Origin of the sequence: Burkholderia sp. BCC0419 (genome assembly GCF_902830285.1) — a bacterium.
GTDB lineage: Bacteria > Pseudomonadota > Gammaproteobacteria > Burkholderiales > Burkholderiaceae > Burkholderia.
Window position 1 is genome coordinate 596,611 of record NZ_CADESR010000003.1, and the last position, 18,652, is coordinate 615,262.

Annotated in this window: 18 protein-coding genes; 9 read left to right on the forward strand and 9 right to left on the reverse strand. The window is 68.2% G+C overall.

Translation table 11 applies throughout. The features are described 5' to 3' along the window. Positions 1 to 23: 23 nt before the first annotated feature. The 6 genes from HWW87_RS20990 to HWW87_RS21015 all read right to left on the reverse strand — a co-directional run bounded on the left by HWW87_RS20990 (position 24) and on the right by HWW87_RS21015 (position 7,507). Entirely contained in the window at positions 24 to 1,163 is a 1,140-nt protein-coding gene (locus tag HWW87_RS20990) for an enoyl-CoA hydratase/isomerase family protein (protein WP_175821951.1), read from the reverse strand. Then, positions 1,160 to 1,951, reverse strand: a complete 792-nt coding sequence (locus HWW87_RS20995; RefSeq protein WP_175821952.1) for an enoyl-CoA hydratase — start codon at positions 1,949 to 1,951, stop codon at positions 1,160 to 1,162. The genes HWW87_RS20990 and HWW87_RS20995 overlap by 4 nt, the downstream gene beginning before the upstream one ends. Beyond that, a complete protein-coding gene (gene mmsB / locus HWW87_RS21000; protein ID WP_175821953.1) occupies positions 1,948 to 2,850 on the reverse strand; it encodes a 3-hydroxyisobutyrate dehydrogenase in 903 nt (300 codons plus the stop codon). Before mmsB ends, HWW87_RS20995 begins: the two co-directional genes overlap by 4 nt. Before the next feature lie 18 nt (positions 2,851 to 2,868). Next, positions 2,869 to 4,398: a CoA-acylating methylmalonate-semialdehyde dehydrogenase gene (locus tag HWW87_RS21005; protein WP_175821954.1), complete on the reverse strand. Its 1,530-nt coding sequence runs from the start codon at positions 4,396 to 4,398 to the stop codon at positions 2,869 to 2,871. A 109-nt stretch (positions 4,399 to 4,507) separates the two neighbouring features. Next, positions 4,508 to 6,214 carry an AMP-binding protein gene (locus HWW87_RS21010; RefSeq protein ID WP_175821955.1) on the reverse strand — a complete coding sequence of 569 codons (1,707 nt, stop codon included), beginning with the start codon at positions 6,212 to 6,214 and terminating at the stop codon, positions 4,508 to 4,510. A gap of 159 nt (positions 6,215 to 6,373) precedes the next feature. Then, positions 6,374 to 7,507 carry an acyl-CoA dehydrogenase family protein gene (locus HWW87_RS21015; RefSeq protein ID WP_175821956.1) on the reverse strand — a complete coding sequence of 378 codons (1,134 nt, stop codon included), beginning with the start codon at positions 7,505 to 7,507 and terminating at the stop codon, positions 6,374 to 6,376. Between the two features lie 137 nt (positions 7,508 to 7,644). On the opposite strand from HWW87_RS21015, the gene HWW87_RS21020 reads away from it, so the two are divergent. From HWW87_RS21020 to HWW87_RS21030, 3 genes are all read left to right on the forward strand, one after another. Then, complete coding sequence (locus HWW87_RS21020) at positions 7,645 to 8,679, forward strand: AraC family transcriptional regulator (RefSeq protein WP_174385234.1); 1,035 nt, start codon at positions 7,645 to 7,647, stop codon at positions 8,677 to 8,679. Positions 8,680 to 8,893: 214 nt separating this feature from the next. Continuing rightward, positions 8,894 to 10,477 carry a nodulation protein NfeD gene (locus HWW87_RS21025; protein ID WP_175821957.1) on the forward strand — a complete coding sequence of 528 codons (1,584 nt, stop codon included), beginning with the start codon at positions 8,894 to 8,896 and terminating at the stop codon, positions 10,475 to 10,477. Then, positions 10,474 to 11,247, forward strand: a complete 774-nt coding sequence (locus tag HWW87_RS21030; protein WP_175821958.1) for a slipin family protein — start codon at positions 10,474 to 10,476, stop codon at positions 11,245 to 11,247. The genes HWW87_RS21025 and HWW87_RS21030 overlap by 4 nt, the downstream gene beginning before the upstream one ends. 74 nt (positions 11,248 to 11,321) lie before the next feature. On the opposite strand, the gene HWW87_RS21035 is transcribed toward HWW87_RS21030, so the two are convergent. Further along, complete coding sequence (locus HWW87_RS21035; protein WP_175821959.1) at positions 11,322 to 11,612, reverse strand: type II toxin-antitoxin system RelE/ParE family toxin; 291 nt, start codon at positions 11,610 to 11,612, stop codon at positions 11,322 to 11,324. Then, on the reverse strand, positions 11,600 to 11,872 hold the full coding sequence (locus HWW87_RS21040; RefSeq protein WP_175821960.1) for a CopG family ribbon-helix-helix protein: 273 nt from the start codon (positions 11,870 to 11,872) through the stop codon (positions 11,600 to 11,602). Before HWW87_RS21040 ends, HWW87_RS21035 begins: the two co-directional genes overlap by 13 nt. 250 nt (positions 11,873 to 12,122) lie before the next feature. Between HWW87_RS21040 and HWW87_RS21045 the strand changes: the two genes are divergently transcribed. The 6 genes from HWW87_RS21045 to HWW87_RS21070 all read left to right on the forward strand — a co-directional run bounded on the left by HWW87_RS21045 (position 12,123) and on the right by HWW87_RS21070 (position 17,478). After that, positions 12,123 to 13,022, forward strand: a complete 900-nt coding sequence (locus tag HWW87_RS21045; RefSeq protein ID WP_175821961.1) for a M24 family metallopeptidase — start codon at positions 12,123 to 12,125, stop codon at positions 13,020 to 13,022. A 38-nt stretch (positions 13,023 to 13,060) separates the two neighbouring features. Further along, positions 13,061 to 14,848 (forward strand): SDR family oxidoreductase, encoded by a 1,788-nt coding sequence (locus tag HWW87_RS21050; RefSeq protein WP_175821962.1) that lies wholly within the window; start codon positions 13,061 to 13,063, stop codon positions 14,846 to 14,848. Positions 14,849 to 14,877: 29 nt separating this feature from the next. Continuing rightward, positions 14,878 to 15,783: a metal-dependent hydrolase gene (locus HWW87_RS21055; RefSeq protein WP_175821963.1), complete on the forward strand. Its 906-nt coding sequence runs from the start codon at positions 14,878 to 14,880 to the stop codon at positions 15,781 to 15,783. Between the two features lie 77 nt (positions 15,784 to 15,860). After that, entirely contained in the window at positions 15,861 to 16,148 is a 288-nt protein-coding gene (locus HWW87_RS21060) for a hypothetical protein (protein ID WP_174430291.1), read from the forward strand. Between the two features lie 251 nt (positions 16,149 to 16,399). Beyond that, positions 16,400 to 16,777: a DUF2917 domain-containing protein gene (locus tag HWW87_RS21065; RefSeq protein WP_175821964.1), complete on the forward strand. Its 378-nt coding sequence runs from the start codon at positions 16,400 to 16,402 to the stop codon at positions 16,775 to 16,777. Between the two features lie 326 nt (positions 16,778 to 17,103). Beyond that, positions 17,104 to 17,478 carry a DUF2917 domain-containing protein gene (locus HWW87_RS21070; RefSeq protein WP_175821965.1) on the forward strand — a complete coding sequence of 125 codons (375 nt, stop codon included), beginning with the start codon at positions 17,104 to 17,106 and terminating at the stop codon, positions 17,476 to 17,478. A gap of 166 nt (positions 17,479 to 17,644) precedes the next feature. Here HWW87_RS21070 and HWW87_RS21075 read toward each other — a convergent pair whose 3' ends face one another. Further along, the gene (locus HWW87_RS21075) at positions 17,645 to 17,923 is read right to left on the reverse strand and encodes a hypothetical protein (protein WP_027781227.1); all 279 of its coding nucleotides are present in this window, start codon (positions 17,921 to 17,923) and stop codon (positions 17,645 to 17,647) included. Positions 17,924 to 18,652 lie beyond the last annotated feature (729 nt).

Below are 18,652 nucleotides of genomic sequence, written 5' to 3' on the forward strand. Positions count from 1 at the left end.
CGCGTCGGGCCATCACGCAGAGATTACGCCGCGCCGAGATCGGCGAGCGGATGCGCGAACAGCTTCCACGGCGACGTCAGGAAATGCCGCACGCGTTCGGCGCGCAACTCGACGAGCGACGCGGGCGCCCAGCGCGGCTTGCGATCCTTGTCGACGAGATGCGCGCGCACGCCTTCGCGGAAATCGCCTTCCTCGATCGCGCGCGCGACGATGCCGAGCTCCATCCGGAACGATTCCGCGAGCGTCATCTGCCGGCCGCGCAACAGCGCCTCGCGCGTCACGGCGAGCATCGTCGGCGAATGGCTCGCGAGCGCATCGAGCGTCGCCTGCAACCATTGGCGGTGCTCGCGCGCCAGTTCGTCGCGCGCCAGATCCTGCGTGAGCGTCGCGACGATCCGCTCGACGGTCGAGCGCTTGTCGAAATGGCGGACGATCCACGGCATCTGCGTGTCGAGCGCCGCATGCGGCACCACGTTGCACGGCGGCTCGAACACCTTGCGCAGCGCCGGCAGCACGTCGCCGTCCCACTTGACGCTTTCGATGCGCGTCTCGAAAGTATCGAGCCACGCCGACGGCACGCACAGGTCCGCGAGCTTCGCGCTCAGCGCGTCGGCGCCCGACAGCATCGCGCCGGTCAGCCCCACGTACAGTTCGAGTTCGGCCGGCATGCCCGACAGGAAATGCGTCGCCCCCACGTCGGGCACGAGGCCGATGCGCGTTTCCGGCATCGCGATCTTGCTGCGCTCGGTCGCGACGCGCAGCGCCGCGCCCTGCGCGAGACCCATGCCGCCGCCCATCGTCACGCCGTCCATCAGCGCGACCACCGGCTTCGGGAACGTGTGGATCGCGTAGTCGAGCCGGTATTCGTCGACGAAGAACGGCAGCCAGGTTTCGCGCTGCGCGACCATCTTGTACAACGCACGCACGTCGCCGCCCGCGCAGAAGCCCTTCTCGCCCGCGCCGCGCAGCACCACCGCGACGATCTGGTCGTCGTGGCGGCAGCGCTCGAACAGCGCGGTCAGCTCGCCGATCATCGCGTACGACAACGCGTTGAGCGCGGCCGGCCGGTTCAGCGTGATCAGCGCCACGCGGTTCACCACGCGATACAGCACCTCGGGCGCATGCTCCGCGAATGCGTCGGGATTCGTCACCGGCGTGCTCATCGTTGCGGCTCTCCATCGGTGCGCCACTGCGGCGCGCGCTTGCCAAGGAACGCCGCCACGCCTTCGCGCGGATCGGCCGTGTCGAACAAATCGACGAAGCGTTCGCGCTCGACCGCGAGCGCCGCGCCGCGCGGCACGCCGCGGCGGGCGAGGCCGATCAGCTCCTTGCTGTAGGCGACCGCGTGCGGGCTTTGCCGCGCGACGTTGCGCGCCAGTGCGAGCGCCGCATCGCGCGCGGCGCCGCTTTCCACCACGTCCTCGACGAGGCCGATCCGCAGTGCGGTGGCCGCATCGACGCGCGCGCCGGTCAGGATGATCTTCTTCGCCCAGCCTTCGCCGACGAGCCAGGGCAGCGTCTGCGTGCCGAGCCCGCACGGCAGCAGGCCGACCGACGGTTCCGGCAGCGCCATCTGCGCATGCGTTTCGGCGATCCGCAGATCGCACGCGAGCGCGCATTCGAGGCCGCCGCCCATCGCATAACCGTTGATCGCCGCGATCGTCACGACGCGCGCGTCGTGCAGCGCCTCGAACGCCGCGCCGAAGCGCGCGGCCATCGCACGGGCGACCGCGCGGTCGCCGTCGGCGAACGTGTTGAGGTCGGCGCCCGCGCTGAAGAACTTCGGGCCGTCGCCGGTGATCACCAGCGCGCGTACGCGCGGGTTCGCGTTCAGTTCGGCGACGGTCGCCTGCAGTTGTTGCAGCCCGTCGGCGGTAAAGGCGTTCGCGGGCGGACGCTTGAGCGTCGCGCACGCGATCGCGCCGTCGTCGACGTAGTCGAGTTCGATCATGAGGCGTCCTTCTTCGTGGCCGGTTGGTACAGGCGGATCACCGCCGAGAAATCGAGCTGGCCGTCGCCGCGGCTGCTCATCGTCTGGTACAGCTGCTGCGCGAGCGCGCCGAGATAGACGGGCTGGCGCGCCTGCTTCGCCGCATCGTTCGCGAGGCCGAGATCCTTCAGCATCAGGTCGGTGCCAAAGCCGCCCGAGTAGCCGCGGGACGACGGCGCGGTCTCGATCACGCCCGGATACGGGTTGTAGGTATCCGAGCTCCAGCAGCGGCCCGTCGACGTGTTGACGATGCCGGCCAGCACCTTGGGGTCGATGCCGAGCGCGACGCCGAGCGACATCGCCTCCGACACCGCCGCCATCGAGATGCCGAGCACGAGGTTGTTGCAGACCTTCGCGACCTGCCCCATCCCCGTCGCGCCGCAGTGGACGATGTTCTTGCCCATGCCGGCGAGCACCGGCTTCACGCGCTCGAAATCCGCATCGCTGCCGCCGACCATGAAGGTCAGCGTGCCGGCCGCCGCGCCGCCGGTGCCGCCCGACACCGGCGCATCGACGAACGCACCGCCGTGCTCGCGCACCAGCGCGCCGAACGCCTGCGCGCTCGCCGGGTCGATCGTGCTCGAATCGATCACCGTTGCACCCGCGCCGAGGCCGGCCAGCACGCCGTTCTCGCCGGACAGCACCGAGCGCACGTGCGGCGCGGCCGGCAGCATCGTGATCACGAATGCCGCGCCCGACGACGCATCGCGCGGCGACGCGGCCACCTGTGCGCCGGCGTCCTGCAGCGCGCGCAACGCGTCGGCGCTCAGGTCGAACGCATGCACTTCATGGCCGGCTTTCAGCAGGTTCAGCGCCATCGGCGCACCCATGTGGCCGAGGCCGATAAATCCGATTTTCATGTTCGTGTCCTCCGCCGCTCAATGCAGCCGGATCGTCGTATTCACCGGGCCGGCCGTCGTGTCGTCGTCGAACCAGCGCGCGGTGACCGTCTTGGTCTGCGTGTAGAACTGCACGACCTGCTTGCCGTACGGGCCGAGATCGCCGAGCTTCGAGCCGCGCGAACCGGTGAAGCTGAAGAACGGCACCGGCACCGGGATCGGGATGTTGATGCCGACCTGGCCGACGTCGATCTCGCTCTGGAACTTGCGTGCCGCCGCGCCGCTCTGCGTGAAGATGCCCACGCCGTTGCCCATCGGATTCGCGTTGACGAGCGCGATCGCGTCGTCGAGTGTGTCGGCTTCCATCACGACCAGCACCGGCCCGAAGATTTCATGCGTGTAGACCGACATGTCGGGCGTCACACCCGAGAAGATCGTCGGCCCGATGAAGTTGCCCTGCTCGTAGCCGGCCACCTTCACGTCGCGGCCGTCGAGCTCGAGCTTCGCGCCCTCCTTGATGCCCGCGTCGATCAGCGTCAGGATCCGCGCCTTGGCGCCGCGCGACACGACCGGCCCGACGTCGGTGCCCGTTTCCGCGCCCGCGTTGACCTTGAGCGCCTTCGCCTTCGCGACGATGTCGGGCAGCCAGTCGCGCGCGTTGCCCACCAGCACCGCGACCGACGTCGCCATGCAGCGCTGGCCGGCCGCGCCGAAACCCGCGCCGACGAGCGCGTTGATCGCCTGCTCGCGGTTCGCGTCGGGCAGCACGATCGCGTGGTTCTTCGCGCCCATCATCGACTGCACGCGCTTGCCGTGCTGGCTGCCGAGGTTGTACACGTGCGTGCCGACGGCGGTCGAGCCGACGAACGAGATCGCCTTCACGAGCGGATGCGTGCAGATCGCGTCGACGACTTCCTTGCCGCCGTGCACGACGTTCAGTACGCCTTTCGGTACGCCGGCCTCGAGCGCGAGTTCGACGAGCTCCATCGTCGACATCGGGTCCTGCTCCGACGGCTTCAGCACGAACGTGTTGCCGCACACGATCGCCATCGGGAACATCCACAGCGGAATCATCGCGGGGAAATTGAACGGCGTGATGCCCGCGCAGACGCCGAGCGGCTGGCGCAGCGTGTAGGTGTCGACGCCGCCCGCGACGTTCTCCGCGAATTCGCCGAGCTGCAGCGTGCCGATCGAGCACGCGTGCTCGACCACTTCGAGGCCGCGGAAGATGTCGCCCTCGGCGTCGGGAATCGTCTTGCCCTGCTCGGCCGTCAGCGTCTTCGCGATGCGCTGCTGGTTCGCGCGCACCAGATCCTGGAACTTCAGCATGATGCGCATGCGCGCGGCGATCGGCGTGTTCCTCCACGTCGCATACGCGGCGTGCGCGGCCTGCACGGCCGCGTCGACTTCCGCGACGGTCGCGAACGGCACGCGCGCGAGCACCTGCTGCGTCGCCGGGTTGACGATGTCGCGCCACTCGTTGGTGGCGGACTCGACGAAGGCGCCGTCGATCAGCAGCTTGACCGTCGGCACGTCTTGCCCTGTACGGGGCGTCGGATTCGCGTTCATCGATGCATTCTCCTTGCAGAGGGCCGCGAAGCGGAATTCCGCCCGGCGGCCGGTTCAATTCGGCTGCGGGCGGCGGCCGCGGCATGCGGCGCGCGCGGCCCGCGGTCGGTCATTTCAGTTCGGCGGCGAAATCCTCTTCCCAGTATTCGCCGGGCATCCGCGCAGTCGCGTCGTCGTCGCGCTCGATCTCGCGGCGGCGCAGCTCGACGCGGCGGATCTTCCCCGAGATCGTCTTCGGCAGTTCCGCGAACTGCAGGCGGCGAATGCGCTTGTACGGCGCGAGCTTCTCGCGCGAGAAACGGAAAATTTCCAGCGCGAGCGCGGGGCTTTCCTCGTAGCCCTGCCGCAACGTGATGAAGGTCTTCGGCACCGACAGCCGCACGGGGTCGGGGCTCGGCACGACGGCCGCTTCCGCGATCGCCGGATGCTCGATCAGCACGCTCTCGAGTTCGAACGGGCTCAGCCGGTAGTCGGACGACTTGAACACGTCGTCCGCGCGGCCGATGTACACGTAATAGCCGTCGTCGCGACGCATCGCGATGTCCGACGTGCGGTAGTGGCCGTCGCGCATCGCGTGGGCCGTCGCGTCGGGGTTGTTCGCATAGCCCTTCATCAGCCCGACCGGGCGCGCGACGTCGGCGCCGATCGGCAGCGCGACCTCGCCTTCGGTCACCAGCGCGCCGTCCGGATCGAGCAGCGCGATCCGGTAGCCGGGAAGCGGCCGGCCCATCGAGCCCGCGACCACCGGCTGGCCCGGCGAGTTGCCGATCAGGCAGGTCGTCTCGGTCTGGCCGTAGCCGTCGCGAATCGAGATGTTCCATGCCTTCTTCACGCGCTCGATGATCTCGGGATTCAGCGGCTCGCCCGCGCCGACGATCTCGCGCAGCTTCACGTCGAACGACGCGAGCGGCTGCTGCACGAGCATGCGCCACACGGTCGGCGGCGCGCACAGCGTCGTCACGCGGTATTTGACGAGCGCATCCAGCACGACCTTCGGCTCGAAGCGCGCATAGTTGAACGCGAACACGCACGCCTGCGCATTCCACGGCGCGAAGAAGCAGCTCCATGCGTGCTTCGCCCAGCCCGGCGAGCTGATGTTCCAGTGGATGTCGCCCGGCTGCAGGCCGACCCAGTACATCGTCGACAGATGGCCGACCGGATAGGTGCGGTGCGTATGCTCGACGAGCTTCGGCTTCGACGTCGTGCCCGACGTGAAGTACAGCAGCATCGGATCGTTCGCGTGCGTGACGGCGTCCGGCTCGAACGCGGCGCTCGCCGCATAGCCGTCGTTCATCGCGAGCCAGCCCGCGCGCGGCGCGCCGGCAACGATCTTCTGCTTGAGGCCGAGGCCGGCTTGCTCGAACTTCGCGGTTTCGTGCTCGTCGACGATCGCGTAGGTCGCGCCGCCGATCTGCACGCGGTCGCGCACGTCGTCGGGCGACAGTTGCGTGGTGGCGGGCAGCACGATCGCGCCGAGCTTCATCGCGGCCAGCATCGCGTCCCACAGCTCGACACGGTTCGGCAGCATCAGCAGAATGCGGTCGCCGCGCCCGACGCCGATCGAGCGCAGCCAGTTCGCGATCCGCGACGAGCGCTCGGACATCTGCGCGAACGAGTACGGATCGCCCGTGCCGGTTGCCGCGTCGACGATCCACAGCGCGGGCTGGTCGTTGCCGCGCGCCATCGGGTCGAAGTAGTCGAGCGCCCAGTTGAACGCATCGAGCGCCGGCCATTCGAAATCGCGATACGCGGTGTCGTAGTCGGTGCGATGGCGCAGCAGGAAGTCGCGTGCGTCCAGGAATGCCTGTACCGTCATGTGTCGTCTCCGTCCAGTCTCCAGCGGTCAACCGGCGCATGTGCTGCGGCACCTTCCCGGTTCCGTGTTGCACGGCTCACGGTCACGTCGTTGCGTGCCGCGTTTGCCGTGCTGCCCTCGTGCCCTGCGTGATGCTGTCGTCGGCGCGACCGTCGCGGCTCACAGCTGCCGCGCGATCACCATCCGCTGCACTTCGCTGGTGCCTTCGTAAATCTGCGTGATGCGCGCGTCGCGATAGTGACGCTCGACTTCGTAATCGACCAGGTAGCCGTAGCCGCCGTGAATCTGGATCGCGTCCGAGCACACGCGCTCGGCCATCTCGGACGCGAACAGCTTCGCCTGCGACGCTTCCGACAGGCACGGCAGCCCGGCCGTACGCAGCTTCGCCGCGTGATGCACGAGCAGGCGCGCGGCGTTGATCTGCACGGCCATGTCGGCGAGCTTCTGCTGGATCGCCTGATGCTCGGCGATCGGCTTGCCGAACTGCACGCGCTCGCCCGCATAGCGGCGCGCCTTGTCGAACGCGGCGCGCGCGATGCCGAGCGCCTGCGCGGCGATGCCGATGCGCCCGCCTTCGAGGTTCGACAACGCGATCTTCAGCCCTTCGCCGCGATTGCCGAGCAGGTTCTCTTCCGGAATCGCGCAGTTCTCGAACGTGATCGGGCACGTATCCGACGCGCGGATGCCCATTTTCTTCTCGGGCTTGCCGACGACGAAGCCCGGCGTGTCGGTCGGCACCAGGAACGCGGAAATGCCGCGCTTGCCGGCGTCCGGATCGGTCATGGCAAAAACGATCGCGACGCCCGCGCGCTGGCCGTTGGTCACGAACTGCTTCGCGCCGTTCAGCACCCATTTGCCGTCGCGCAGTTCGGCCCGCGTGCGCAGGTTGTTCGCTTCGGAACCGGCATGCGGCTCGGTCAGGCAGAACGCGCCGATCACACGGCCGGCCGCCATGTCGGCCAGCCAGCGATCCTTCTGCGCGGGCGTGCCGAAACCGAGGATCGGCCCGCAGCCGACCGAGTTGTGCACGCTCATCATCGTCGCGCACGCGGCGTCGCCGGCCGCCACTTCCTCCATCGCCAGTGCATAGGCCACGTAATCCGTGTACGAGCCGCCCAGTTCCTGCGGCACGATCATCCCGAGCAGGCCCAGCTCGCCGAGCTGCGCGACGATCGCGTCGGGCAGGTGCGCGTCGTGGTCCCACTGCGCGGCGTTCGGCGCCAGCACCTCGGTGGCAAAAGCGCGCGCGGCGTCGCGGATCATCCGCTGGTCTTCGGTGTAAAGCTCGTCCATGGTGCTGCTGTCTCCCGCGGCCGCCGGGCGCGACCGTCCTTGCGTTTCGATGCAACAAGTGTAGGCAAGCGCGCGCGACTGTTCGATGCTCGCGTCGCTCATTTACACTGAGCGTTTTTGCCACACCGGCGACACCGATGAAGCAGGAAGACAAGGGAACCGTCGCGATCAGCCTCGTCGCGTACAGCGTCGCGCTGGCCACGCGGCGCGGCGTCGCAGCCGAGCCGCTGCTTGCCCAGGCCGGCATCCCGCCCGCGCTGCTCGGGCAGCCGCGCGCACGCGTGTCCGCGCAGCAATACGGCGCGCTGTGGAACGCGATCGCGCGCACGCTCGACGACGAGTTTTTCGGGCAGGATCGCCACCCGATGCGCAGCGGCAGCTTCATCGCGATGAGCCAGGCCGCGCTGTCGGCACGCGACGGGCTGCACGCGATGGCGCGCGCGGTGAATTTCATGCACTGCGTGCTCGACGACCTGCACGCGGAACTCGATGCGAATCCGCAGCGCGTGCGGCTGCGTTTCGTGCACCGCAACAACGGCGCGACGCCCGCGATGTTCACGTACGCGACCTATTTCATCATCGTGTACGGGCTCACCTGCTGGCTGATCGGGCGGCGCATTCCGCTGCTGCATGCGAGCTTCCGCTGCGACACGCCGCCCGCCGATCACGAATATCCGTCGATGTTCTGCGACGACATGCGTTTCAACGAGCCCGATTCGTATGTCGATTTCGATCCCGAATTCGCGACGCTGCCGGTCGTGCAGAACGCGAAGACGCTGAAGACGTTCCTGCGCAACGCGCCGGCCAGCTTCATCGTCAAGTACCGCAATCCGAACGCGCTCGCGCAGCGCGTGCGCGCGGTGCTGCGCGGGATGCCGCCCGCCGCGTGGCCCGGCGCGGGCGGGATGGCCGCGCGGCTGCACGTGGCCGAGGCCACGCTGCGCCGCAAGCTGCACCAGGAGGGCCATGCGTACCAGTCGATCAAGGACACGCTGCGGCGCGATCTCGCGTTCGAGGCGCTGGCCGACCCCGCACGTACGATCGCCGACGTCGCCGCCGCGACCGGGTTCGCGGAACCGAGCGCGTTCTACCGCGCGTTCCGCAAATGGAGCGGGCGCAGCCCGGCCGAGTTTCGTGACGAAGCGCTGGCGCGAGCGGGCGACCGGCGCTGACGCCGAAGCGGGCGGCCCGCGGGTCGGCAGCCGGCGCTGACGCCGCTCACCGGCGCCCCCGTATCGCGCAGCCAGGTCGCGCTGGCGGCCGTCCAAACGGGATCGCCCCCACGGCTTCGCGCTTTCCACCGAAACCGCCTAATCTTTAAGCATCGGGCCCACGCCCTTTTTGCGAGCCGGACGGCGTGCGGCTGCGCGCCGCCTGGACGCCCCGATGCGTTTTCATCGTCATGGGCCGTCGCCGGCGCCCGTCGCACCGGACGGACACCCTCTGCACTCCCGTCACCCGCTGACCGCGCGGGTCGCGCGCGCCGCGCTGTTCGCGGCGCTGCTCGTCGTGTGTGCGGCCGTCGCGGCGCCGACGCCGGCCGCCGCGTCCGGCACTGCGGCTGCGCCCGCGGGACCGCCGGCCGTCGTCGTGATCCCCGTCAACGGCGCGATCGGGCCGGCCAGCGCCGACTTCATCGTGCGCTCGCTCGAGCGCGCCGCACGCGAACATGCGCCGCTCGCGATCCTGCAACTCGACACGCCCGGCGGCCTCGACACATCGATGCGGCAGATCATCAAGGCCATCCTCGGCTCGCCGGTGCCGGTCGCCGCGTTCGTCGCGCCGGGCGGCGCGCGCGCCGCAAGCGCGGGCACCTACATCGTCTATGCGAGCCACTTCGCGGCAATGGCGCCCGGCACCAATCTCGGCGCGGCGTCGCCCGTGCAGATCGGCGTCGGCGGCGCCGCGCCGCCGGGCGCGAACCCCGCAGCGCCACGGCCCACCGGCGCATCGGGTGCATCGGGCGCGTCCGCCACGGCTGCCGCGCTGCCGACCGACACGCAATCGACCGAGATCCGCAAGGCGATGCAGGATGCGTCGGCCTATATCCGTGGCCTCGCACAGTTGCGCGGGCGCAATGCCGGATGGGCCGAGCGCGCGGTGCGCGAAGCCGTCAGCCTGTCGGCCAGCGAGGCGCGCGCGCAGCACGTGGTCGATCTGATCGCGCAGGATCCGGCCGACCTCGCGCGTCAGCTCGACGGCCGCAGCGTGACGACCACCGCCGGCACCGTGCGGCTCGCCACCGCGCATGCGCCGCTCGTCGTGGTCGAACCCGACTGGCGCAGCCGCTTCCTGTTGATCATCACCGATCCGAACGTCGCGCTGATCCTGCTGACGATCGGCATCTACGGCCTCTTCTTCGAATTCGCGAACCCCGGCTTCGTGCTGCCGGGCGTCGCCGGCACGATCTGCCTGCTGGTCGGGCTGTTCGCGATGCAGTTGCTGCCGGTCAGCTATGCGGGCCTCGGCCTCGTGCTGCTCGGTCTCAGCTGCCTCGTCGCCGAGGCGTTCCTGCCGACCTTCGGCGTGCTCGGTTTCGGCGGGATCGTGTCGTTCACGATCGGCGCGCTGATGCTGATCGACACCGACGTTCCCGGCTACGGAATTCCGTGGCCCGTCATTGCGAGCTTGGCGCTCGGCGGCGGACTGCTCGTCGCGGGCGTGTCGAGCGTCGCGCTGCGCGCGCGGCGGCGCCCGGTCGTGACGGGCGCCGAGGCGATGGTCGGCAGCATCGGCGAAGTGCTCGACGACGGGTTGCAGGCCGACCAGCCGCCCGGCGCAGCCGGCCCCGCGCCGTCGGCCGCGGGCTGGGCGCGCGTGCACGGCGAGCGCTGGCACGTCGCGAGCGCCGTGCCGCTCGCCGCGGGCTGCCGCGTGCGCGTCACCGGCCGCCACGGATTGCTGCTCACCGTCGCACCGCTCTACGACGTGCCGGCCCCCGAACAACAACACCAGGGAGAACCAACATGATGGGCTACACGTTCGGCTTCAGCAGCGTCCTGATCGTCTTCGTCGTGGTGCTCGTCGCATCGTCGATCCGCATCTTTCGCGAGTACGAGCGCGGTGTCGTGTTCATGCTGGGCCGGTTCTGGAAAGTGAAGGGGCCGGGGCTGGTGCTGATCATCCCGATCGTCCAGCAGGTCGTGCGGATCGACCTGCGCACCGTCGTGTTCGACGTGCCGCCGCAGGACGTGATCACGCGCGACAACGTGTCGGTGAAGGTCAACGCGGTCGTGTATTTCCGCGTCGTCGATCCGGAGAAGGCCGTGATCCAGGTCGCGCGCTTCTTCGACGCGACGAGCCAGCTCTCGCAGACGACGCTGCGTTCGGTGCTCGGCAAGCACGAACTCGACGCGCTGCTGGCCGAGCGCGAACAATTGAACGCCGACATCCAGAAGACGCTGGACGCGCAGACGGATGCGTGGGGGATCAAGGTGTCGACGGTCGAGATCAAGCACGTCGACCTGAACGAGACGATGGTGCGCGCGATCGCGCGGCAGGCCGAAGCCGAACGCGAGCGGCGCGCGAAGGTGATTCACGCGGAAGGCGAATTGCAGGCGTCGGAGAAGCTGCTGCAGGCCGCGCAGCGACTCGCGCAGGAGCCGCAGGCGATGCAGTTGCGCTACCTGCAGACGTTGACGACGATCGCCGCGGACAAGAATTCGACGATCGTGTTCCCGCTGCCGATCGATCTGCTGGGAGCGTTGCTGGATCGGTTGGGCGGGAAGCGGGATTCGTGACGAATGCACGCGGCATCCACCGCGCAACAGCCGCCATACGATTTTGTCGGCCCTGCCTATTCAACCATTGACGTTCAGTACCCGGCTTCGCGTTGATGCCGGATCGCGAGAATCGTGACGCCTTCATCATCGACGCGGTACATCACCACGTATCCGCTATCGCCGAAGTCGATCAGCCATTCGCGAAAAACGGCGTCGAGTTCGTCGACCGGACGCCCAAGTCGTGGCTGTTGCACCAGCACGTTGACGCCGGCACGAATCGCCTTGATCGCGCGGCGCGCGGCGGCCGGATCCTGGTCGGAGAGAAAACGATGAAGACGGGCGATGGCTTGTTGGGCAGGTCGAGTCCAGATCAGTCGTGACACTCAGGCGGCTCCGCTGCTTCACCGGTCTCGAGCTTCTCGAGGTATGCGTCCATTTCCTCGTGCGTCACGTGCAGGCCGGTCGACTGATAGTCTTCCCATGCCTGCATCGCCTCCTGTTTGAACGATTCGCGCTTTTCCTCACGCTCCACGTATTCGGCGATCGCCTCGCGCATGATCCAGTGCGGTGTACGTCGGCGCTGTTCGGCCAGGTGGCGCACCCGATCCTGAAGGGTCGGATCGAGTTTGATTGAGGTTGCCATGATAACGAGTATCCAGAAGTATTACCTTTGAGTAGTTTAGGCGTGTCCTCGCTCAAATGGCAAATCCCCCGAACGCTAGAGCCCTCCCTCCATTTCCCCCTTCCATTAGGACAAATCCTCACGTCCCGCGCCGCGGAACCGTCTATGATCGTTACATTACTCAATGACACATTAAATGCTGACTGAATAACCCGTGGCGATGAACGCCGGCGGGCGCGTTCCGGATCAGCACCCCCAACGGAGACGCATCATGACCGCCCACCATCCGCTGCCGGAAGTCCAGCTCGACGAGCTGCCGCAATTCCGCGCGGTCCAGCAGCTTGCCTACCGCTGCGTCGAAACCGTCGGCGCGATGCTCTACCCCGGCATCACCGAGAAGGAGGCCGCGCGCCTGTTGACCGAATGGCTGCAGGACAACGGCGTGCACGACTGGCTGCACAAGCCGTTCGCGTGGTTCGGCGACCGCACCGCGTTCGAGGGCTTCTCGGGCCTCAAGCACATGGGCGGCTTCAATCTCGCGTTCTTCCCGAGCAGCCGGCAGCTCGAAACCGACATGCCGGTGATCCTCGACGTCGCGCCGGTGCTCGACGGCATCGTCGCCGATGTCGGCTACGCGCACTGCCTCGGCCGCAACCCGATCCTCGAACAGTTGCAGGACGACCTGATGGACCATCGCGACATGATCGTGCGGCTCGTGAAGGCGCGCCGGTCGATGGCGGAAGTCGCGCAGGAAGTCGACGCGCTGTGCCGCCGCCAGGGCGTCGAGCCGCGCCACAAGGCCTATCCGTTCAAGGTGCTCGCGCATCGTGTCGCGAAGATCCACAAGCTGTCGAAGCCGCGCTTCGTCGCGCGCTTCGGGCTGAACGCGACGCGCAACCTGCTGCTCGACCAGGGCCGCGCGGCGAAACAGCAAGGCTGGTCGCCGCTGTGGTCGATCGACCGTCGCTCCGAGCATGCGCCCGTGCCGGGCCTGTGGGCCGTCGAGCCGCATCTCGGCTTCGCCGGCGTCGGCGCGAAATTCGAGGAGCTGCTGGTGATCACCGACGACGACGCGTACTGGCTCGACGAGGACCTGCCGCACGTGCGCCGCTGGCAGCGCCGCCAGGCCGAGCGCGCGCAGGCGGTTGCGACCGTTCCGGCCGCCGCCTGACCCTCCACGCCCTCCTCCCCCTGAACGACGGACTTACGATGCAGCCTCTTTCCGACGAAGCGCCGCTGGCCCTGTTCGAATCGGTTCACAGCGAAACGGCGGTCGCCTCCGGCGACCTGACGCTCGCGGTCAGGACCTGGGGCGACCCGGCCCGCTCGCCCATCGTGCTCGTGCACGGCTATCCCGACGACAGCAGCGTCTGGCAGCACGTCGCGCCGCTGCTCGCGCGCAAGCACTACGTGATCGCCTACGACGTACGCGGCGCGGGCCTGTCCGGCGCGCCGACGCGCACGGCCGACTACCATCTCGCGAAGCTGACCGACGATTTCGTCGCGGTGATCGATGCGCTGTGCCCGGGGCGCGCCGTGCACCTCGTCGCACACGACTGGGGCTCGATCCAGGGCTGGGAATTCGTCACCGATCCGCGCCTGGCCGGCCGCATCGCGTCGTATACGTCGTGCTCGGGGCCGTGCCTCGACCACGTCGGCTTCTGGCTGCGCGAACGCGTGCTGCGCCCGACGCCCGCGTCGCTGGCCAAGCTCGGCGGCCAGCTCGTGCGCTCGTGGTACGTGTACTTGTTCCATCTGCCGTTCATCCCCGAGCTCGGCTGGCGGCTGTGGCTCGGCCGCGCGTGGCCGGGCCTGCTGCGCCGGCTCGAGAAAACGCCCGCCGCGCCGCGCCCGACGCAGGCCGACGACGGCGCGCGCGGCGTGCGCCTCTATCGCGCGAACTTCATCCGCTGCCTGTTCGCGCCGCGCGAGCGCTACGCGCACGCCCCGGTACAGACGATCGTACCGCTCGGCGACAAGTACGTGAGCCCCGCGCTGTCCGAAAACCTGTCGCGCTGGGTGCCGCAGTACTACCGCCGCGAAGTCGCGGCCGGCCACTGGCTGCCGCTCGCCGATCCCGCGCGCTTCGCGGATCTCGCCGGGCAATTGATCGACGCGGTCGAATCCGGCAACGAAGCGCCCGCGCTCGCGAACGCGCGCCGGCGCGCCACCAGCGGACGCTTCAGCGGCAAGGTCGCGGTCGTCACCGGCGCGGGCAGCGGGATCGGTCGCTGCGCGGCGCTGGCCTTCGCACGCGAAGGCGCGACGGTCGTTGCTTGCGACATCGATCTCGCGAGCGCCGAACGCACCGCGCTGCTCATCGGGCTGACCGGCGCGCACGCGCATGCGAAACGCGTCGACGTCGGGTCTGCGGACGAAATGGAAGCGCTCGCGGCATGGGTCGGCAGCGAACTCGGCGGCGCGGACGTCGTGATCAACAACGCGGGCATCGGCATGGCCGGCGGCATCCTCGACACGAGCACGCGGCACTGGGAGCGCATCCTGCACGTGAACCTGTGGGGCGTGATCCACGGCTCGCGGCTGTTCGCGCAGCAGATGGCCGCGCGCGGCACCGGCGGGCACATCGTCAACACCGCGTCGGCCGCGGCATTCGGCCCGTCGCGCGACCTGCCCGCGTATGCGACGGCGAAGGCCGCGGTGCTGATGCTCAGCGAATGCATGCGCGCGGAACTCGCGGAGCAAGGCATCGGCGTGACGGCCGTATGCCCGGGTTTCGCGGAAACCGGAATCATGGCGTCGACGCACTACGCGGGCGCCAACGCACAGGACGAAGCGCGGCTGCGCAAGCGCGCGACCAAGCTGTACCAGATGCGCGGCCTGAAACCCGAAACCGTCGCGCAGGCGATGGTCGACGGCGTGCTGCGCAACCGCCCCGTCGTCGCGGTCGGCGGCGAAGCGCACGCGATGCGCTTCGTCGGCCGCTTCATGCCGTGGCTGGGCCGGATGATCGCCCGCGTCAGCATGGCATCGCATTGACGGCGCACGACGCCGCACAGGGAGACAAAATGACCGATACCGCCGACTACCACAAGATCAGGGCCCGGCACGTGAAGTTCGACTTCAGCGACACGCCGATCACCTGGGTGCCGAACGATCCGGGCAGCACGCACATCATCAACACGCTGAACCTGCTGTTCCCGGAAGGCGAGCTGTGGTTCTGCCGCGTGTACAACAAGGCGCTGCCGCTGATCACCGATGCACGCCTGCGCGACGAAGCCGAAGGCTTCCTGCGGCAGGAAGCCGTGCATTCGCGCTCGCACGGCGGCGTGCTGAAGCACTACTACGACCGCCACGGCATCGACACGAAGCCGTTCACGCAGAAGCTCAACCGGTTGTTCACGCGCGTGCTCGGCGAGCAGCCGCTGGGGCTGAAGATCGGCCATACGCGCTTCTGGCTGCGGCAGCAACTGGCCGTGATCGCGTCGCTCGAGCATTTCTTCGGCTATCTCGGCAACTGGGTGCTCAACGCGCACGGCCTCGACGAAGGCCGCGCCGACCCGACGATGGTCGACCTGCTGCGCTGGCACGGCGCCGAGGAAGTCGAGCACCGCACCGTCGCGTTCGACATCTACCGGCACCTGGGCGGCACCTATCCGGAGCGCTGCGTGCACATGGCGTTCGTGATCCTGCTGCTGCTCTACTACATCACGACCGGCGCGAAGTTCATGTACCGGCGCGATCCGGACGCCGGCCGCTACCCGGGCTTCGTGCTCGCGTGGTGGCAGGGTTCGCGGCGCGGACACCTGCCGTCGTTCTGGAAAGTGATCGGCGCGGCGTTGCGTTATTTCAAGCCGGGCTATACGCCGCACCACGAAGGCTCGACCGAGCAGGCGCTCGCCTACCTCGCGCGCTCCCCGGCCGCGCAGGCAGCCGCGCACGGCGGCAACTGGGGTACGACGAAGGGCGCCTGACCGCATTTCCGGCCGGTTCGGCGGCGGCGCCCGCCGAAATGCGTACAATCGCGGCTTCATTTCCCGGAGGTGCCGCGATGGCCATGAAGAAAACCGATCTCGAAAAAAACAAGGCGCTCAAGCTGACGCAAGCGATGAAGCAGTCGGGCGCCGCCCGTTTCGGCAAGGGCGCCGAAGACACGGCCAAGCTCGACCGCCGCGCGCAGCGCAAGCTCGACCAGGAACAGGGCCTCGTGCCGTTCGCGTGCAAGCTCAACGCCGAGCTCGTCGAACAGCTGAAGGCACGCGCGGCCACGCACCCGGAAGGGATGACGGGCCTGCTGTCCGAACTGCTCGTGAACGGCCTCGCGCAACGCGACGCGTAACCGCCACGTCTCTCGACATTTCCGTTGACACGGCTGCGCGGCCACGACACACTCGTTCGCATGCTTATGCTCAAGCTCATCGCCATCGCGCATAAAAACCGAGTGAACGCCCACCCGCGGCGATCACCGGAGGCGCTTGTGCGTTAGCATCGAGATTCAGTCACGCATGTCACAAGGCCTCGCCGGAAACGGATGAGGCCTTGTTGTTTTGGTGCGCGTCATCCCGCCCGGCTCAACGGATGGAGATGACGATGGACCAAGCAAGCCGGCTGGTTGCCTGCCCCGATCGGTGTCGCACCGATACGATCGCATTGCCGAGCGTCGAGTTGCATTTCATGGTCGCGCCGCGCAAGACGCTGGCGTGGCGCGCGCAGCACGACGCCGAGATTCGCGTACACGACGCCACGCTGTGGATCACGCGGCTCGGCAGCATCGACGATTACTGGCTGCGCACCGGCGACGTGCTGCGCGTGCAGCGCGGCGATCGCGTCTGGATCAGCACCGACGACGACCAACCCGCCGAAGCGTCGATCACGACCGTGTACGTGATGCAGCGCGATACGTGGCTTGCGCGTGCGCTCGCGTGGATGCGTGACCGGCTGAGTGAGCGATGTCGAAGTCGCGCATGACGCACGCATCACTGCGCACCCGATCCCGATGCGCAGCGACATCATTAAACGCCGCAGGCGCGCGGCAATGCATCGCCCGCGCATCTCCCCAAAATAGTCGTTGACAACGCCGCACGCCGACAACAAAATCGTTCGCATGCCTACGTTCAAGCTCATCGCCATCGCGATTCATTGCCCGGTGAACATTCGAAAGAATGGATCACGGGAGGCGCTTGTGCGTTAGCAATCGAGCAGTACCGCATGTCACACAAGGCCTCGCCGGAAACGGATGAGGCCTTTTTGTTCTGGTGCACGTCATCCGTCCGGCTCACTGAATGGAGAAGACGATGGACCAGGCAAGCCCGCTGTTTGAACGCCGCGATCGGCGCCACGCCGGCACGATCGCGTTACCGACCGTCGTGATCCGCTTCGCGGTCGCGCCGCGCACGACGATGACCTGGCGCGCGCCGCAGGATGCGGAAATCCGCGCGCACGGCGCGGCGCTGTGGATCACGCGGCCGCCGAGCATCGACGATTACTGGGTGCGGCCCGGCGAGGTGCTGCGTATCGCGCGCGGCGAGCGCATCTGGCTCGGCACCGATACCGACCGGTCGGCCGAAGCGACGATCACGACCGCGTACGTGCGGCGCGGCGAACGCGTCAGGCGCATGCTCGCGCAAGTGCAACGTTTGCTCGTCGGGGTAGGGAGAAGGAGCGGATGAGCGGCGCGCCGTTACGCACGCGCACGCGACACGCGGAACGGCCGCGACCGGAAACGGACGCACCCGCTGCGCAACGCGCCGCAGGTGCGCATCGAAGAACGCGGCACGCCGGTGCGTGCCGCGGGCGATCGCGCGCCGTGCACAGCGACGGGATGCAGCAGGTGCATCAGGTGCTGGCGGCGAGACGCGGGCCCGTGCTCCGGGGCGTGGAATCGAGGTCGGGACGTTGCGCGGCCTGCGAGGTCACCCACGGATCGATGCCCTGCTTCTGCACCTCTTCGAGGAATGACACACGTGTGCGCCAGTAATCCGCCTGTAATTTCGCATCGATGACGCGCTGTTCGGCTGTGAACAGTTCCATGCGCGCCGTCACGAGCATCGACGCGGCGGTTTTTTCCGGCGTGGGGGCGTGTCGCATCGCCCAGCGGCTGATCCAGTTCAACATGCTGACCTCCGTGATTACGGACGAACCCGCATCGGGCAATCGCAATCGGCACGCGCCTAACCGGCCGTGCCTAACTGGCCGTGCCTGCCCAAACGCGCAACGGCCTTGACCGCCATTCACCGCCTGGCCTGCACGGACTGCGACTTCCCCGCGTCGGCAATTACCGGCCGGCGTGTGCATGCGCGGTGTATCTATCCTAGAAAGACTTGCCGGTTTACGCGATGGGGTCTTGCAATCTTTTACACAGAAACCACAGTCGCCCCCGCATCGCGAAATGGCAGTTGCGGACGGGACGGCTTCGGCGCACGATAGCCCGATCCCTGCGACCGCCCGGACTGACGAACGGCCGCTGCACGCGGTTGCCGTGTCGTGTATCCGCACCGGCAGCACACGTGCGTTCGCTCGCCTGCACCGCGTTCGTGCAGCATGCGGGCGCTCCGTTTCAGTCGCATGTCATCGCGCACCGACCGCGTGCGACGCTGCCGGCATGCCGTTGCGCACGCATCGGCCGGTGCCGCCCGCCTGCCCCGCGCCCCTTCCGCTCGTTTCCACCGCTTCCACCGTTTCAGCCATTTCTGCCGGCCCGTGCCGCGCGAACCGGTAAAATGCGCGCCTTCGTCGCGCGGGCGGGCTGCCCGACCGTTCGCGCGCAGGCAACCGATCGTGCCCCCAACTATATCGTCCGAGCTATCCACGCTATTACAATCCGCCGATAGCCGGACAATAGTG

Coding starts and splice junctions, on each gene's coding strand:
- HWW87_RS21045 (WP_175821961.1), top strand. CDS start 12,123: ATGACCGCCCACCATCCGCTGCCGGAAGTCCAGCTCGACGAGCTGCCG.
- HWW87_RS21050 (WP_175821962.1), top strand. CDS start 13,061: ATGCAGCCTCTTTCCGACGAAGCGCCGCTGGCCCTGTTCGAATCGGTT.
- HWW87_RS21075 (WP_027781227.1), bottom strand. CDS start 17,923: ATGTTGAACTGGATCAGCCGCTGGGCGATGCGACACGCCCCCACGCCG.
- HWW87_RS20990 (WP_175821951.1), bottom strand. CDS start 1,163: ATGAGCACGCCGGTGACGAATCCCGACGCATTCGCGGAGCATGCGCCC.
- HWW87_RS21020 (WP_174385234.1), top strand. CDS start 7,645: ATGAAGCAGGAAGACAAGGGAACCGTCGCGATCAGCCTCGTCGCGTAC.
- HWW87_RS21055 (WP_175821963.1), top strand. CDS start 14,878: ATGACCGATACCGCCGACTACCACAAGATCAGGGCCCGGCACGTGAAG.
- HWW87_RS21030 (WP_175821958.1), top strand. CDS start 10,474: ATGATGGGCTACACGTTCGGCTTCAGCAGCGTCCTGATCGTCTTCGTC.
- HWW87_RS20995 (WP_175821952.1), bottom strand. CDS start 1,951: ATGATCGAACTCGACTACGTCGACGACGGCGCGATCGCGTGCGCGACG.
- HWW87_RS21005 (WP_175821954.1), bottom strand. CDS start 4,398: ATGAACGCGAATCCGACGCCCCGTACAGGGCAAGACGTGCCGACGGTC.
- HWW87_RS21040 (WP_175821960.1), bottom strand. CDS start 11,872: ATGGCAACCTCAATCAAACTCGATCCGACCCTTCAGGATCGGGTGCGC.
- HWW87_RS21060 (WP_174430291.1), top strand. CDS start 15,861: ATGGCCATGAAGAAAACCGATCTCGAAAAAAACAAGGCGCTCAAGCTG.
- mmsB (WP_175821953.1), bottom strand. CDS start 2,850: ATGAAAATCGGATTTATCGGCCTCGGCCACATGGGTGCGCCGATGGCG.
- HWW87_RS21070 (WP_175821965.1), top strand. CDS start 17,104: ATGGACCAGGCAAGCCCGCTGTTTGAACGCCGCGATCGGCGCCACGCC.
- HWW87_RS21025 (WP_175821957.1), top strand. CDS start 8,894: ATGCGTTTTCATCGTCATGGGCCGTCGCCGGCGCCCGTCGCACCGGAC.
- HWW87_RS21065 (WP_175821964.1), top strand. CDS start 16,400: ATGGACCAAGCAAGCCGGCTGGTTGCCTGCCCCGATCGGTGTCGCACC.
- HWW87_RS21015 (WP_175821956.1), bottom strand. CDS start 7,507: ATGGACGAGCTTTACACCGAAGACCAGCGGATGATCCGCGACGCCGCG.
- HWW87_RS21010 (WP_175821955.1), bottom strand. CDS start 6,214: ATGACGGTACAGGCATTCCTGGACGCACGCGACTTCCTGCTGCGCCAT.